13 protein-coding genes are annotated in these 16,668 nt (G+C 47.6%); 10 read left to right on the top strand and 3 right to left on the bottom strand.

Annotated features, from left to right (window positions below):
• Positions 1 to 154: 154 nt before the first annotated feature.
• Complete coding sequence (locus METTU_RS06785; RefSeq protein WP_006890572.1) at positions 155 to 1,321, bottom strand: aminotransferase class V-fold PLP-dependent enzyme; 1,167 nt, start codon at positions 1,319 to 1,321, stop codon at positions 155 to 157.
• Positions 1,322 to 1,632: 311 nt separating this feature from the next.
• On the opposite strand from METTU_RS06785, the gene METTU_RS06780 reads away from it, so the two are divergent.
• The 7 genes from METTU_RS06780 to METTU_RS24360 all read left to right on the top strand — a co-directional run bounded on the left by METTU_RS06780 (position 1,633) and on the right by METTU_RS24360 (position 8,918).
• Positions 1,633 to 2,580: an HpcH/HpaI aldolase/citrate lyase family protein gene (locus METTU_RS06780; protein ID WP_006890571.1), complete on the top strand. Its 948-nt coding sequence runs from the start codon at positions 1,633 to 1,635 to the stop codon at positions 2,578 to 2,580.
• A gap of 123 nt (positions 2,581 to 2,703) precedes the next feature.
• A complete protein-coding gene (locus METTU_RS06775; RefSeq protein WP_006890570.1) occupies positions 2,704 to 3,897 on the top strand; it encodes a malate--CoA ligase subunit beta in 1,194 nt (397 codons plus the stop codon).
• A 2-nt stretch (positions 3,898 to 3,899) separates the two neighbouring features.
• The gene (gene sucD / locus METTU_RS06770) at positions 3,900 to 4,787 is read left to right on the top strand and encodes a succinate--CoA ligase subunit alpha (RefSeq protein WP_006890569.1); all 888 of its coding nucleotides are present in this window, start codon (positions 3,900 to 3,902) and stop codon (positions 4,785 to 4,787) included.
• A 93-nt stretch (positions 4,788 to 4,880) separates the two neighbouring features.
• The gene (trkA, locus tag METTU_RS06765) at positions 4,881 to 6,242 is read left to right on the top strand and encodes a Trk system potassium transporter TrkA (protein WP_006890568.1); all 1,362 of its coding nucleotides are present in this window, start codon (positions 4,881 to 4,883) and stop codon (positions 6,240 to 6,242) included.
• 97 nt (positions 6,243 to 6,339) lie between these two features.
• The gene (locus tag METTU_RS06760) at positions 6,340 to 7,797 is read left to right on the top strand and encodes a TrkH family potassium uptake protein (protein ID WP_006890567.1); all 1,458 of its coding nucleotides are present in this window, start codon (positions 6,340 to 6,342) and stop codon (positions 7,795 to 7,797) included.
• A gap of 51 nt (positions 7,798 to 7,848) precedes the next feature.
• Complete coding sequence (locus METTU_RS24365; protein ID WP_006893918.1) at positions 7,849 to 8,322, top strand: helix-turn-helix domain-containing protein; 474 nt, start codon at positions 7,849 to 7,851, stop codon at positions 8,320 to 8,322.
• The gene (locus tag METTU_RS24360) at positions 8,319 to 8,918 is read left to right on the top strand and encodes an IS630 family transposase (RefSeq protein ID WP_050897707.1); all 600 of its coding nucleotides are present in this window, start codon (positions 8,319 to 8,321) and stop codon (positions 8,916 to 8,918) included. Before METTU_RS24365 ends, METTU_RS24360 begins: the two co-directional genes overlap by 4 nt.
• Positions 8,919 to 9,369: 451 nt before the next feature.
• Here the strand turns inward: METTU_RS24360 and METTU_RS06745 are convergent, their stop codons facing one another.
• The gene (locus METTU_RS06745; RefSeq protein WP_006890566.1) at positions 9,370 to 11,262 is read right to left on the bottom strand and encodes a DCC1-like thiol-disulfide oxidoreductase family protein; all 1,893 of its coding nucleotides are present in this window, start codon (positions 11,260 to 11,262) and stop codon (positions 9,370 to 9,372) included.
• A 504-nt stretch (positions 11,263 to 11,766) separates the two neighbouring features.
• Between METTU_RS06745 and METTU_RS06740 the strand changes: the two genes are divergently transcribed.
• A complete protein-coding gene (locus METTU_RS06740; RefSeq protein WP_150107748.1) occupies positions 11,767 to 12,153 on the top strand; it encodes a hypothetical protein in 387 nt (128 codons plus the stop codon).
• A 19-nt stretch (positions 12,154 to 12,172) separates the two neighbouring features.
• The gene (locus tag METTU_RS06735) at positions 12,173 to 12,604 is read left to right on the top strand and encodes a hypothetical protein (protein WP_006890563.1); all 432 of its coding nucleotides are present in this window, start codon (positions 12,173 to 12,175) and stop codon (positions 12,602 to 12,604) included.
• 95 nt (positions 12,605 to 12,699) lie between these two features.
• On the opposite strand, the gene METTU_RS06730 is transcribed toward METTU_RS06735, so the two are convergent.
• A complete protein-coding gene (locus METTU_RS06730; RefSeq protein WP_006890562.1) occupies positions 12,700 to 12,891 on the bottom strand; it encodes a DUF2970 domain-containing protein in 192 nt (63 codons plus the stop codon).
• A 96-nt stretch (positions 12,892 to 12,987) separates the two neighbouring features.
• Here METTU_RS06730 and metH point away from each other — a divergent pair, with 96 nt between their 5' ends.
• Positions 12,988 to 16,668, top strand: a complete 3,681-nt coding sequence (gene metH / locus METTU_RS06725; protein WP_006890561.1) for a methionine synthase — start codon at positions 12,988 to 12,990, stop codon at positions 16,666 to 16,668.

Genomic DNA, 16,668 nt, shown 5'->3' with positions numbered 1-16,668 from the left:
ATAAGGGCAATGCCGTTAAGTAAAGGATTCAGCATTTGTTAAATGTGTAATGGAACGCGGATGACGCGGATAATTATGATTAAATAAGATTTTTTCTTGAATTATCTGCGTTCATCATACTCATCTGCGTCATCAGCGTTCTATTTTTTATCTTTTAATTTGCAGTTGAACGGTAGTATTCAATTGCGGCAGCAACGCCGACGCCCGGCTTGAAATCAAAGCCATTGTCCAACATCGCCATTTCAACGCCTGCGATAGCGCCCAGCATGGAAACGTCGTTCATATCGCCGACATGGCCAATACGGAAAGCTTTACCGGCCAATTCGGATAAACCGGCACCTAAAGAAATGTCGTACCGGCTAAAAGCGGTGCTGATCACATCTCTGGCATCTTTGTCCGCAGGGACAATAATCGCAGTCACGGTGTCCGATGCGAAACCGGGTTGAGCGCAGGTTGTTAATCCCCAAGCGGCAACGGCTTTACGAACGCCTTCGGCCAAACGGTGGTGACGGGCATAAACATTTTCCAAGCCCTCTTCCTGCAACAAGTCTAACGCTTTGCGCAAGCCGTATAGAATAGGCAATGCCGGTGTGTAAGGCGTGTAGCCGTCCTTGTTGGTGTTCATCTGGTCTTTTAAGTCCAGGAAGCAACGCGGATAGGTTGATGTTTCAACGGCGGCTAAGGCTTTCTGGCTGAATGCCAGGAACGCGCCGCCGGCGGGCATCATGAAGCCTTTTTGTGAGCCGCTGATGGCTCCGTCAACGCCCCATTCGTCCATGCGAAAGTCGAGACTTGCAATAGAGCTGACGCCGTCAACGAATAACAGTGCAGGGTGATTGGCCGCGTTCAGGGCTTTACGAACGCCGCCGATGTCGCTGGTAACGCCGGTAGCGGTTTCGTTATGCGTCGCCAAAACGGCCTTGATTTCGTGGTTGGTGTCTTCTTTTAGACGCGCTTCCATTCTGTCCAAAGGAATGCCTTTGCCCCAGACTTCTTGATGAATTTCGACGTCGAAGCCCAGGCGTTTCGCCATTTCAGCCCATAAATGGCTGAATTGACCGAAGCGATAGATTAAAACCTTGTCGCCCGGATTTAAGGTGTTGGTCAAAGCAACTTCCCAGCCTGCGGTGCCGGTCGCGGGGAAAATAAAGGCTTGTCCGGTTTCTGTTTTAAAGATTTTTTTCAGATCTTGTAAAAGAGGTGTCAGCAGTTTTGGGAACACAGGAGAGCGGTGGTCTTCCATGTTGACATGCATAGCGTTAAGAATTTCATTTGGCACATTGGTAGGGCCAGGAATATATAGGTGGTTACGACCAGCCATTGCATTGCCTCTTTGTAGTAGTTGAGTGATTGAAATGCAGCTTGGGCATTGAAAAAGCTAATGTCCAAAAACTGGCAATAATGACATAGCCGCTAAAAATCGGCAAGGTTAGATTAGGGCTTGAGCTGGGAAATAAGCTTTAAAAATTGACTTTGAGACCTCTGAAAGTAAAATGTGCGGTTGATTTAAGATCGGCTTAAGCCGCGTATGTCGGGATTACCTAGCGTAACCGACACTGGCAATGGTAGCCGAAAAATGTCGGGTTATGCCAACCTGAACGGATTTACAACATTGAAATTAGGAAAGCACAAATGAGCCACACCTTATATGCAGCGTCAGTTCAACGAGTTCAACGCTGTGAATTAGCCGTTCCGGGTTCTAGCCCTGAAATGTTTGAAAAAGCGATGAGAAGTGGCGCTGATTTTATTTTTCTGGATCTTGAGGATGCGGTAGCGCCTGATGACAAGTTACAAGCCAGAAAGAACATTATTGAAGCGATTAACGACCTGGACTGGAAAGGACACGGCGTCACCATTTCAGTACGCATCAACGGTCTGGATACCCAGTACATGGTGCGTGACGTGGTGGACCTGGTCGAGCAGTGCGGCGCAAAGCTGGACACGGTTTTGATTCCTAAAGTGGGTGTTTATGCCGATGTTTATATGGTTGAAGCGATGCTGAACCAGCTGGAAATGCAGCAGGGCCTGAAAAACAAGATCGGCATTGAAGCCTTGATTGAAACGGCATTGGGCATGGCGAATGTTGAAGACATTGCACGCAATGGCGCATCGGGTCGTCTTGAGGCCTTGCATTTCGGTGTGGCGGATTACGCCGCAAGCAACCGTGCCAGAACCACTAACATCGGCGGTTTAAATCCTGATTATCCCGGAGACCAATGGCATTTTGCGATCAGCCGAATGACGGTTGCGTGCCGAGCTTATGGCTTGCGTCCTATTGACGGTCCTTTTGGCGATATTAAAGATCCCGAAGGCTACAAAATGGCCGGAAGACGGGCGGCGGCTTTAGGCTGTGAGGGTAAATGGGCGATACATCCGTCACAAGTGGAATTAGCCAACGAAATATTTACCCCGCCTGCGTCTGAAGTTGATAAGGCAAAACGCATACTGGCTGCTTTGAAGGAAGCGGCAGCGCAAGGTAAAGGCGCGGCAGCATTAGACGGTCGTTTAATCGATGCCGCATCGGAAAAAATGGCCAATAACGTGGTCAGAGCTGCCGAAGCTATCGCAGCAAAAAAATAAACAATTTTGTAGATCGGGTTTGCTCTAGGACATAAGAGGGCAACGTAATCCGATAATCGAAGCCGAAAATGCCGGGTTAAGTTGCGTTAACCCGACCTACACAACACACAAATAGGAGATGCTGTGGATATTCATGAGTATCAGGCGAAAGAAATTTTAAGCGGTTACGGCGTTAAAATCGCCGAAGGCGGCATGGCCTACAGCCCGGAAGAAGCCGTGCAACGCGCCAGAGATATTGGCGGGCACATTTGGGCGGTCAAAGCGCAGATTCATTCCGGCGCGCGCGGCAAAGCGGGCGGCATTAAAATCTGCAAGACCCACGATGAAGTTGAAGCGGCGGCGGAAGCGTTGCTGGGCAAAAGACTGGTCACTCATCAAACCGGTCCTGTCGGTAAAGTGTGCGGCAGATTGTATGTCGAAGCAGGAACCGACATCGTCAAAGAAATGTATTTCTGTTTTCTGGTTGACCGCAGCTCGGAGCGCATTGTGATGGTCGGCTCCGCTCAAGGCGGCATGGAAATCGAGGAATTGGCCGAAAACAATCCCGATGCCATTACCAAAATTTACATCGAACCTGCCGTAGGTCTGCAGGATTATCAGGCGCGTGAAATGGCCTTTGCCTTGGGCCTGGAGCCTGAGTTATTGAGCCATGCGGTTAAAACCATCAGGGGCTGTTATCGCGCCCTGCGTGAGCTTGATGCCGGCATGCTGGAAATCAATCCGCTGGTGGTTACTCGCAGTAACGAGTTGGTCGCTTTGGACGCCAAAATGGGCTTTGACGACAACGCCTTGTTCCGTCAGCAAAAAATTTCCGAATTGCGCGATAAAACCCAGGAAGATCCACGCGAAATGGCGGCTGCCGATCGCGGTTTAAGCTATGTCGGCCTGGATGGCGACATCGGCTGCATGATTAACGGCGCCGGTTTGGCGATGGCGACCATGGACATGATTAAACTGGCTGGCGGCGAGCCTGCCAATTTCCTCGACGTAGGCGGCGGCGCATCGGCTGAGCGTACCGAAAAAGCCTTTCGCTTAGTGTTGGCCGACAAGGGCGTCAAAGCCATGCTGGTTAATATTTTTGCCGGTATCAATCGTTGCGATTGGATTGCCGAAGGCGTTGTTGAGGCGGTCAAGAAAATCGATATGAAAATACCGTTGATCGTCAGATTGTCAGGCACCAATGTTGAAGAAGGCCGCCGGATTATCGCAGAAAGCGGTTTGCCTATTATTACCGCAGAGACCTTGGCCGAAGCGGCTGAAAAAGCGGTGCAAGCGCGCAATGAAGCGGTTGCAAAAGAAGCGGCTCAGGGAGCATAAAGATGGCTATTTTAATTGACGAAACAACACGCATTATTGTCCAGGGCTTTACCGGAAAAATCGGCAGTTTTCACGCTCAGGACATGATTAACTATGGTTCTAACGTCGTCGGCGGTATCACTCCCGGCAAAGGCGGCCAAACCCACTTGGGCTTGCCGGTTTTTAATACCGTCAAAGAAGCCGTACGCGAAGTTGGAGCGGAAGCCAGCATTATCTTTGTTCCTCCTGCCTTTGCCGCCGATTCCATCATGGAAGCCGCCGATGCAGGCATTAAATATTGTGTGGCGATTACCGACGGTATTCCTACCCAGGACATGATGACGGTTAAAAACTTCCTGCGTCGTTTTCCCGTAGAGAAAAGAATGATCCTGACCGGTCCCAACTGCGCGGGCACTATCAGTCCGGGCCGCGCCATGCTGGGCATTATGCCTGGGCATATTTACATGCAAGGCAATGTCGGCATCGTCGGTCGGTCAGGCACCTTGGGCTATGAAGCGGCTGACCAGATGAAACGTTTGGGTATCGGCATTTCGACCTCTGTCGGTATCGGCGGCGACCCGATCAACGGCAGTTCGCACCGCGATATTTTGGAAAAATTTGAAGCCGATCCGGAAACCAAAGTGGTTGTCATGATTGGAGAAATCGGTGGTCCGCAAGAAGTTGAAGCCGGGATGTTTGCCAAAGAACACATGACCAAGCCGGTAATCGCTTATATCGCCGGCTTAACGGCGCCGGAAGGTCGGCGCATGGGTCATGCCGGTGCGATTATTTCATCAGCGGGTGAAAGCGCTGCCGAAAAAGTAGCTATACTGAAAGAGTTGGGAGTCACCATCTGTCCGACACCTGCGGCTATGGGTGAAACGGTGGCGGCAGTGCTGGCCCGGTTGTAAGGAAAAGATACGAAAAGGCGAAGGGCGCAAGGTTTTTTACCTTTTGTCTTTCGCCCTTCGCCTGCTTTTATTTTTAATACCCATAGAGCGCAAATGAAAATACTTATTCTTGGAGCCGGTGTTACCGGTTCATCGGTTGCTGGGGCGCTGGCAAGCGAGGAGAACGATATTGTCGTCGTTGATTTCAGGACGGAGTTGCTCGACGCGCTAAAAGAGCGTTTCGATATTGCCACGGTTGCCGGTAACGCGGCGCATCCGAGGGTGCTCGAACAGGCGGGAGCCCGGACTGCCGATATGATTATCGCGGTTACCGACAGCGACGAGACCAATATGCTGGCGTGTGTGATCATCAATGCGCTTTACAGTCGGCCGAAAACGATTGCGCGGGTGCGTGCTGTCGATTATCTGAAAAATCCGCAATTATTCGGCCCCAACGGTATTCCGGTAGATATTGTTATCAGCCCGGAACAAATCGTTATGGAGGCTATCCGTAATTTGATCGAATTCCCCGGCGTTCAGCATATTTCCGATTTTGCCGATGGGTTAGTGCGCCTTTTTTCGGTCAAGGTGGTGGCGGACGGTTCCTTAACGGGTAAAAAAATAAAAAGCCTGAAAGATCGTTTGGTTGGCGGGAAAATTCGCGTGGTGGCTATTTTTCGGCAAGGTATTCCGCTGACAGTGAATGGCGAAGCCGTTATCGAAACGGGCGATGAAGTTTTTTTCGTGGCGCCTCGTGAAGAGGTGCGGCGAATATTGAAAGAATTGAACAAACTGGAAGCTCCGATAAGGCGAATTATCATTGCCGGTGGGGGCCATGTCGGCAAGCGTTTGGAGCTGGCGCTGGAAAAAGATCATCAAGTAAAAATCATTGAAAAAGATCCCATACGAGCCAAAAAAATCTCCAATGATCTTGATCATACCGTGGTGCTTTTAGCTGATTGCGCCGATGAAGCGCTGTTGCTTGACGAGTCTATCGACAGTACTGATTTGTTTTGTGCGATTACCGAAAATGACGGCGTCAACATCGTTTCCGCCTCGTTGGCAAAAAGTTTGGGCGCGCGCAAGGCTATCTGTTTACTCAACCATGTTTCGTATAGCAAACTTTTGCCTGGGACAGGAATTGACGTTGCCGTGCTGCCCAATCAGGAGACGCTCGGCAGTATTCTAAAGCATGTGCGCCGCGGTGACGTGGCGCAAGTCAGTTCGCTATGCGGCGGTACCGCTGAGGCCATCGAGGCTATTGCGCACCAAAGTAACGATCTGAATTCTGTCGTTGGATTTCGGGTGGATTCTATTAATTTTCCTGAAGGCATTGTGATGGGAGCGCTGATTCGCAACCAGCAAGTCATTTCGATTCACCATGAGACAGTGTTTGAAGAAGGCGATCATGTGGTGATGTTTGCGATGGATAAAAAACTGGTCGTAAACATCGAGAAAAAATTCCAGCCTCTTTAATTAAGGGCAGGCAAAAGGCTAAGGGCTAAAAGCAAAAAAATCTTAGCCCTTAATCTTTCGTCTTTAGTCTTGAACCTTTCGCCTTGAATCTAATCCCATGCATGTCATCTTTACTATCATCAATATTTTCGGTTTAGTCACCATAGGGTTCAGCGGCTTAATGGCCACTTGTTGGCTGACCTCTTTCATAGCTAATGACGGCGCCACCAGTGCTTTTTATCAGGGTTCGGTGATTACCGTGTTGATGGGTGCGTTGATGTTTATTCCGACGCTACGCATACCCAAAAAGGTGACGCGGCAAACAGGTTTTTTGTTGGTAGCGATTACTTGGTCGATAACGCCGGTGTTTTGCACCTTGCCGCTGATGATGTATCTACCTGAGCTCAGCTTTATCGACGCTTATTTCGAGACTGTTTCCGGCCTCACTACGACCGGCGCAACCATATTCAGCGGTATTGATCAGTTGCCTATGTCGATTAATTTGTGGAGACATGAATTATGCTGGATAGCGGGGATGGGTATCATTATTTTTGCGGTAGCTATTTTGCCGATTCTGGGCATCGGCGGGATGCAATTATATATTGCGGAATCGCCGGGAACCGTCAAGGAATCGGACTTGCCGCCGCGCATAGCGCAAACCGCGAAAGCATTGTGGCTGGTTTATGCGGGCATTACCTTGGCTTGCATTATTGCCTTGCGCTTGGCCGGTATGGATTGGTTTGATGCCGTTTGCCATGCCTTTTCCGCGATGAGTTTAGGCGGATTTTCCACGCATGACAGTAGTGTCGGATTTTTCAATTCCCTCTCTATCGAGATGGTGTTAACCATCTTTCAATTGCTGGCGGCGATCAATTTCGCCACCCATTTTGTGGTTCTCCGGAAACTCTCATTCAGTCCTTATGTCGATGACAGGGAGGCAAGAGCTTTTCTCGCTTTGGTGCTGGGGAGCTGCGTCATGACAGCTGCGGTGCTGTGGCAAGCAGGCACCTATCCGGATTTTTTTTCCGCGTTACGCCATGCAACGTTTAATTTGGTCACCATCGCTACCGATTGCGGTTTTTCCACGCAGGACTTTAATCAGTGGCCTATTTTTGTGCCGATGTGGATGTTGTTTTTAAGTTGTATTTCAGCTTCTTCCGGTTCCACCGGCGGCGGTATTCGGATGATTCGTACCATCATCCTGATGAAGCAGGCGCGTCTGGAGTTGTTTAAGTTCATTCACCCTTTTGCGGTTAAATCCATGAAAATCGGCGACACCGTGGTGAGTAATAAAATTGTCGCTTCTGTGACCGGATTTATTTTTCTGTATTTCATCAGCATTGTCATTCTGGTATTCATGCTGTTGTTGAGCGGCATGGATTTTATAAGCGCTTTTTCGGCGATTATTGCCTGTTTTAACAACGCAGGACCGGGTCTCAATCAGGTGGGGCCTGCAACCAATTACGCCAGTTTGAGCGATGTTCAAACGGGTATCTGCATCTTTGCAATGCTTCTGGGGCGGGTGCAAATATTTTCCATTGTTATTTTATTTGTACCGGAATTCTGGAGAAAATAATTTACGTCGCTTGTTAAGTAGTAATGCGAAAGTTATTAGGAAGTAAATTTATTGTGTCAAACTGGAAACGATTGCAATAACAGACAAAAATTAGGAGTCCACCTGAAATTCATCGCCAAACTGACCCCGGAAGAGGAAGTAACGTTAACCGAAGCCTATCGTAACCACCCATTATTCCGGGTTAGACAACGGGCACATGCTATCTTATTGAATAATAGAAGGTATGTAATTGCACGGCTGAGCGAATTGTTTGAGTCCCAGCATGAGACTGTCAGCTCATGGTTAGACAAATGGGAAACAGAGGGATTAATAGGGCTTTACGATTGTCCACGAAGCGGTAGGCCTGTGCGCTTCACGGTTGAGGAACAAGCCGTTTTTCTGGGCTATATTGACAAAAACCCACACCAGCCCAAGGCCGCCGCAGCACGATTGCTGGAGGAGACGGGCAAGGAAGCCAGCCTTGACACCTTTAAACGAATTTTAAAAAAAGTGCCTATGCCTGGAAACGTTGTCGGCAATCAGTGAAGGGAAAGCGTAATGAAGCAGATTTCCAACGTGATAAGGCATATCTGAAGGCCTTGAAACAGCAAGAGGATGATGGGGAATTGAAGCTTTACTACTTTGACGAATCCGGATTTAGCACGACACCCTGTGTACCCTATGGATGGCAACGGATTGGCGAGACCCGACAAATACCCTGCTATCGTAGCAAGCGCATGAATGTGTTAGGTTTTTTGAGTCGCAGCAATGATCTGTTTTTCCACAGCTCCGAACAATCGGTGACAACGGATACGGTTGTCAATGCCTTTGATGCGTTTGTCGAAACGTATGCAGGCAAGTACGAAGAAACTAAAGTGCCGTGCTGTGTGGTGTTGGATAATGCTTCCATTCATCGTAGCGGCGTATTCAAAGAAAAGCTGGCGGGCTGGCAACAACGTGGTGTGTGCTTACATTTTCTTCCGCCTTACAGCCCGGAGCTGAACCTGATCGAAATACTCTGGCGTAAAGTTAAGTACGAATGGTTGCCGCTTGATGCCTATCAAAGTTACGGACACTTGAAAAAGTGGGTGTTGGAAATCCTGAGTGACATCGGTAAAAAATTCCAAATAACTTTTGCGTAACTACTTAAGTGCGGCGGAGATTTTTGCTTTAAGGGTAGCAGTGTGAACGCTATAACGAGTTACAGTGAAGACGGTTCGATCAAGGGGAATACGGCGATAAGGCGAGGCTGGTATAGTAATTTCGAGCTTGTCTTTGGCAAGCAAGTTGAAAGCTTGTAAAAACAAAAAGCCCGGCTTATGCCGGGCTTTTTGGTACTGCTAAGCGCTCTATTTACAGTTGAATAGAGCTAGAAACTTTTTGTTTAGAATCATCTGGGTTGTCGATGCAGCCAGTCAATCCAACAATCATTAATGCCATAGCTATAAGAGATAAAATTTTATTCATAAGAATATCCTCCAAAGGGGTTTCAATTATTTTTATTAATTTGCGCCGTTAAATTAAAGCACATGCATTTTATATCATGACTGGAATGATGATGCAATAATAAAAAATCAATAATCATCGGCATAATTAAAGTTCGTTGATATTGTCAGGCAGATCAAAAGAAATTCGGTTGCCAGTCCATTTTGCCGTTCCGATAGTGGTCCACGGAGATGTGAAATTTTTGTGCAATTGGTCTTTAACCCAGTAAGAAGGGGCGCTGATTTTTTTAAGTTTTATGTTGAAAACGACGTTATCAAGGTTCAAGCCGATTTTCTGTCCCCAAAAAGCAGTGACTTTCATAATAAATTTATGCAAGCGTTTGTTGTCAATGTTTGGCGTAACGGCGATGTTGGCCCACATGGAGTGAACTCGACCCCAGTTGGGAGCAAGAAGACGACCTTGTTCATTGACAAAAGGCAGCCAGCGTTCAGCGCCATCTTGGTCGGTGTAAGTGATCGCTAAAATATGATCGTACCCTGCAAAATGATCGTGCAGATAAAGCGCGTGCGGGGTAATGCCTAAGAAGGTCTGTGAGATCATTAAAACAGCGTTACTGGCTTGTGAGATGGGATTTTGAGGGTTATCGGCATTGAGTCTGTAAATAAGCCCGTAATGGATGGAGCTGTTTAATTGCAAAACGAGTAGCGCTAGTAATATTTTTGAAAGCTTTCTGGAAAATGCCTGCGGTTTTTGTGCGGCAACGCTTTCAAAAAATTGATGATAGAGAGTGGTGTCCGGCAAGACTTGTGGTATCGGGCAAGCGGATGAGCAAGGGATGCGATTGCGTGTGTCGGCAATGGAGCGGTATTTTTTTAAGGCAAATTGATGAATTCCCGGAAGGTTCAAAATAATACCGATAGGAAATAAATAACGCATTTTTATAAAGATCCGGGCATAAGTGTCAACGCCCGAATAAATGCGGTTAGTGCGATCCAGTGCGTATAAATCGGTTAAAAGTGTTTCATTATTGATGGAAGCAAGCGCTGGGTAGTGTGCTGCGTGTTCCTGAGCGCTTTTAAAGTCTATGCAGCTGAATAGGTCGAAATGATTAAGGATCAGGACGGTACGATTGCACAAAGGGCATAGCTGGTCATAAAATACTGTAAGAGACGGCTGCTTTGCGGTAACCAGTCGGCCAATGCAACGCCACCACTTAAAAGGGACGAGTAAGGTATAAAAGCTGAGCATCCCCAAGCCAAAAGGGTAAATATTAAAAGATAAGGTAATGCCAAGATGCAGTCCGAGGCCGACTAATAAATAGATTATGCGTAACCGGCGCTGGGTAAAAAAGAAGATAAAGGTAAATTGGAAGATTAAAATCGTGTAGCCGAGAATGTTTTGCAGTAGTGTGTTATTCAGCAAGGACGACATGTCGATGGCTGAAACATAATAAGGCTGTGTCGCGGGTAGCCAAGTACCGAGGCCATTACGCCAGTGTTCGGCAAACATTTTGTGTATGGCTGAGTCAAAGTAGAGAAAGCCGAGGCAAATAGCAACGGGCAGGGTGTAGGCAAGGGTTGAAACGGTTGGTTTCGGATAGGCGCTGTAATGAGTAAAAGGGGTGCTAAGCTTATATCGAAGGTTGTCTATTGAAAATGCCCGATCTCCCGGCATAAACAGCAGGAAAAATCCCGCTCCGATCATGAATAAATCAAAGCCGCCATCAAAATCCCGTTGCATGGGGGTGAAGTTAACAAAAATAATCCAGATAATGTAATTGCAGGTCATTGCAAATTGGTAGCGGTAACCTGCCACAATAAAAGTCGCAATAACGCCCCAAAGGCACAAGAAAAAAGGGATCATCGGGAATTCGACATCTATATAGGGTATAGGGTCGAAAATTAAATGATTAAAATACAGCAGGAAAATAATTTCCTGTAGAGTGATTAGACCGTAAAAAATCCGGAATAAGCCTATGCCAGAGGCAGGAGCCTGCTTGGAATGAAGTTCTAGAATTTTGCTGGATATAAGTTTATACATTTCATGATTCGAAAAATCGAGAGGATGTATAAATTATATAAGAAATGTGGGGTTTATGTATTGAAATGTGCAGACAAAACAAAGGCCGCACTCAACTCGTAAAGAGTTGAAGTGAGCGGCCTAAGTTAAGATTAAATCGGTAAACGACTTATTTTTCGTCGTCTGGGTGCTCGGCGAATACCCACTTTACGAGGAAGTAGCCAGCAGCTATAACTACAACCGCGCCGACCATACCAGCTGGTTCTTTTAACATTTCGGTGATATCTAAGATCGCTCCCATGGGATGTCCTACCTATAATTTTGTATTTTTAGAAATATTGCTAATTACATAGCAAACGGAATGAGCATAATACTTTAGGGAAAGTTAAAGTCAAGGCTTATTGTTGTGTGTTTTTGTTGATGAGATGTAACTATTGTTTCCGGTTGAAATTTATTGCTCGATAGCCAGTGTGGTATAGTTTAAAATCTGTTTTTGAGTGCTGATACATTTTGAGATAAGGAATTATGATGAATAGATGCGTTAAAATATTACCACTGGTCGCAATTTTCTTTACGTTATCGGCGAATGCTGACGTTCAACTAAAAGATAATTCTGAAATTTTAGGGAAATGGAATCTTCATGATGAAGCGGTTTCGTTAACGAGTCCCAAAAAAGCTGTGACTCAGGAATGGGAGTTTAAGGCAGATGGAACTCTTATTTCATCTGCATCCGATGTCGCTGGGCGGATCAGCGCGTTAAAAATTGCGTTAAAATATTCCATCGAAAATGGGGAAATCAGAAAACAATCCTCTCCTGGACGAGAAAAATATGAATCCTGCAAAGTGGTTGAAAAAGAGGGTTCAAACATGATATTAAAGTGTACATACTTTTTCTTTCTAACAAAAAAATAATTTAAAAAAGGATATAGCTATGATAGGTGGCATTGTAATGATTTTGGTAGCCCTCTGGATTTACCAGTCGGCTATGAGAGCAAAGACGAGTAATGTAATGATGTGGGTCGCGATTGGTGCGGTTGCCTTTTTTGTAGTGCAGCTGGGATTTATCGATGTCAATCTTTATATTTTAGAGGCAATACGAGGTGGTGAGGGTGGTAGCGACTACGAGCGCGATTTAACCAGTATTGGCGATAGGAAAAATGAAGGCGGTTTTCAGGGGTTTGGGGGTGTTCTGCTTTCATTGTACTTGGAACTGATGCCGTCAATCGTCGGCGTTTTAGCGGCGGCGCTGATTCGGGTAAAATTTATTACCAAGGAGCCAATTACAGTCGGCAATTTATTTGGCGACATTAAAGAAATGTTTCAAAGCATAAAACAAAGCTTCAAAACGTCGTCTGAAAAGTAAGGCATAAAGCTGGTTATAAAAAAAAGCCCAAGTGATGCTTGGGCTTTTTTTATGGCTGCATTGTTTCCTGGATTAGAGGTTCTGCTATCTAAATGCTATTTACCTAAAATAGTAGAAACAAGAAAGACGAGACCGGAAACGAAAAGCACAGTAAAAATTAATCCTGCAATAACATACGTTACGAGAGATCCCTGTGTGAAGTCCTGTTGCCTGTTATCGTCGCTTTGCACGCCAATGGCTGCAGCTAGAACGCTCTTTATGACTTGAGTAATCGTTGGTTTTGACATGCTCATCTCCGGCAAAAATAGTGAAAAATAATAGTGCTTGATGATGTTTTAAGCAATGATTATATCCAAATTAAATAACCCCCCTGGACCGTTCCTATGAGCAAAACAGAATTATTAAAGCAGCAATTATCCCAGCGCATTTTATTTCTTGATGGTGCGATGGGCACGATGATCCAAAGCTACAAATTGGAAGAAAAAGATTATCGTGGCGAGCGTTTTGCCCAGTGGGAGGTTGATCTTAAGGGAAATAACGATCTTTTATCGCTGACCCAGCCGGACATTATTAAAGCCATTCATAGCGCGTATTTTGAAGTCGGCTCCGACATCGTTGAGACCAATACCTTCAACGCGACCAGCATCGCCATGGCCGATTATAAAATGGAATCGCTGGCCTATGAAATGAATGTCGCGGCGGCGCGTGTGGCTAGAGAAGCGGCTGATGAATACACCCAAAAGACACCGGAAAAGCCGCGTTTTGTTGCCGGCGTTTTAGGCCCTACCAACCGCACGGCCTCCATGTCACCCGATGTTAACGATCCGGGCTTTCGCAATATCTTTTTCGACGACTTGGTTCTTGCCTACACAGAAGCCACTCAAGGCCTGATTGATGGCGGTGCGGATATTATCCTGATTGAAACCGTTTTCGATACCCTGAATGCCAAAGCCGCCATTTTTGCGGTTGAACAATATTTTGAAAAGATCGGCTACAAATTGCCGGTAATGATTTCCGGCACCATTACCGATGCATCGGGCAGGACGCTGTCCGGACAAACTGTTGCCGCTTTCTGGAATTCACTGAAGCATGTAGAGCCGATCTCGTTCGGTTTTAACTGCGCGTTAGGTGCAACAGAATTACGCCAGTATATCGCCGAATTATCGAGTATTGCCGACACGCATATTTCCGCCCACCCCAATGCGGGCTTGCCTAACGAGTTCGGAGAATACGACGAAACGCCCGAAGCGATGGCCGAAGAGCTGGCCGATTGGGCGAAAAACGGCTACCTGAATATTATCGGCGGATGTTGCGGAACCTCGCCTGCGAATATCAAAGCGATCGTTGAAGCTGTGCAACAATACAGTCCAAGAATGGTTCCGGAGATACCCAAACAGTGTCGATTATCAGGACTCGAACCCCTGAACATCGGGCCGGATTCATTATTCGTCAATGTCGGCGAGCGCACCAACGTGACCGGTTCGGCGGCGTTCAAACGACTGGTTATTGAAGGCGATTTTGAAGCGGCGCTGGACGTAGCCGAACAGCAAGTTGAAAACGGCGCGCAAATTATCGACATCAATATGGACGAAGGCATGCTGGAGTCCAAGGAAGCGATGGTACGCTTTTTGATGCTGATCGCGTCCGAGCCTGACATTGCCAAAGTGCCGATCATGCTGGATTCGTCCAAATGGGAAATTCTGGAAGCCGGACTTAAATGCATTCAGGGCAAAGGCGTGGTGAATTCCATCTCGCTGAAAGAAGGCGAAGCGGCGTTTATCGAACATGCCAAACTGGTACGTCGCTATGGTGCGGCGGTTATCGTCATGGCTTTTGATGAAGAAGGGCAGGCGGATACCAAGGCCCGGAAAGTCGAAATATGCCAACGGGCTTACAAGATTCTCACCGAACAAGTCGGTTTTCCGCCCGAAGATATTATTTTCGATCCCAACATATTCGCCGTCGCCACCGGCATTGACGAACACAACAATTACGGCCTGGATTTTATTGAAGCCACCCAAGAGATCAAACGCACCTTGCCTTACGCGCTGATTTCCGGCGGCGTGTCCAACGTATCGTTTTCGTTTCGGGGCAATAATCCGGTACGGGAAGCGATCCATGCGGTGTTTTTATATCATGCCATTCAGGCCGGCATGGATATGGGCATCGTCAATGCCGGTCAATTGGCGATTTATGAAGATATTCCCCGAGATCTGCGCGATGCGGTTGAAGATGTTATTTTAAACCGGCACGACGGCAGCGGTACCGATAAATTGCTGGAACTTGCCGACAAATATCGCGGCGACGGCAGCAGCAGCGCCGGAAAAGAGCAGGACCTGGAATGGCGCAGCTGGCCGGTCACCAAGCGTCTGGAACATGCGCTGGTTAAAGGCATCACCGATTACATCGACGAAGACACCGAACAGGCAAGACTGGAGGCCGAAAGACCGTTGCATGTCATTGAAGGCGCGTTAATGGACGGCATGAATGTAGTCGGCGACTTGTTCGGCGCGGGCAAAATGTTCCTGCCGCAAGTGGTCAAATCGGCGCGGGTCATGAAAAAGGCTGTGGCTTATTTGATGCCGTTTATGGAAGCCGATAAAGCGGCAGGTGAACGGCAAACCAACGGCAAAATCCTGATGGCGACGGTAAAAGGCGATGTGCATGACATCGGCAAGAATATCGTCGGCGTGGTCTTGCAATGTAATAACTATGACGTGATTGATATGGGCGTGATGGTGCCCGCCGAAAATATTTTACAAACCGCGCGTTTGGAAAACGTCGACATTATCGGCTTAAGCGGCCTGATTACGCCGTCGCTCGATGAAATGGTGCATGTCGCCAAAGAAATGCAGCGCCAGGGCTTTACCATTCCGTTAATGATAGGCGGAGCGACAACTTCGCGTGCGCATACCGCAGTCAAAATCGCCCCGAATTACGACGGCCCGATTGTTTACGTGACCGATGCGTCGCGCGGCGTCGGCGTCGCCAGCAACTTGCTCAGCGCCGATTTAAAAGACGAGTTCGTCAACAGCGTCCGGGAAGAATACGAGGAAGTCAGGGAACGGCACAAAGGCCGGGAAGCCAAAACCAAGCAACATCCTTTAGAAGACGCCCGGCGCAATAAATTCAACTGGGGCAACTACGAGCCGGTTAAACCGTCGTTCCTGGGCATAAAAGTCATCGATCATTTTCCGTTGGATACGCTGGTCTGGTACATCGACTGGTCGCCGTTTTTCCAAACCTGGGAAATGGCCGGAAGCTACCCCAAAATACTCGACGACAAAGTCATCGGCGTTGAAGCCAGAAAGCTGTTTCAAGACGCACAGGACATGCTGAAAAAAATCATCAGCGAAGAATGGGTGACCGCCCGCGCCGTAGTCGGATTCTTCCCGGCCAACAGCGACGGCGATGATGTCGTGGTGTACACCGATGATACCCGCAGCCAGAAAAAGGAAACCCTGCATCATTTGCGTCAACAGAACGTCAAAGCGCCGGGCAGACCCAATTATTGCCTGTCCGATTTTATCGCCCCGGTTGACAGCGGCAAAGCCGACTATATCGGCGCTTTTGCGGTCACGACCGGCATCGGCATAGAGCAAAAACTGCAAGAGTTTGAGCAGGACAATGACGATTACAGCTCAATCATGCTCAAAGCGCTGGCCGACAGATTGGCCGAAGCGTTTGCAGAATACATGCACCAAGTGGTCAGAAAAGAGTATTGGGGCTATGCCAAAGATGAAGCTCATGAGGCCGATCAGTTAATCAACGAAGCCTATCAAGGCATACGGCCTGCGCCCGGTTATCCTGCGTGTCCCGATCATACCGAAAAGGGCAAGCTGTTTGAATTACTCAATGTGACCGAACATACCACCATAGAGCTGACCGAGAGTTATGCAATGTACCCCGCCTCAGCGGTAAGCGGCTGGTATTTTTCCCATCCCGAGTCGCAGTATTTTAACGTCGGCAAGATAGATAAAGACCAGCTGCAAGATTACGCCATACGCAAAGGCATCGCCGAAGAAGTCGCCGAACGCTGGCTGGCTGCGCATTTGCATCATTAA

The organism is Methylobacter tundripaludum SV96 (assembly GCF_000190755.2).
Lineage (GTDB): Bacteria > Pseudomonadota > Gammaproteobacteria > Methylococcales > Methylomonadaceae > Methylobacter_A > Methylobacter_A tundripaludum.
This window is presented reverse-complemented; position numbering and strand designations above follow the sequence as displayed.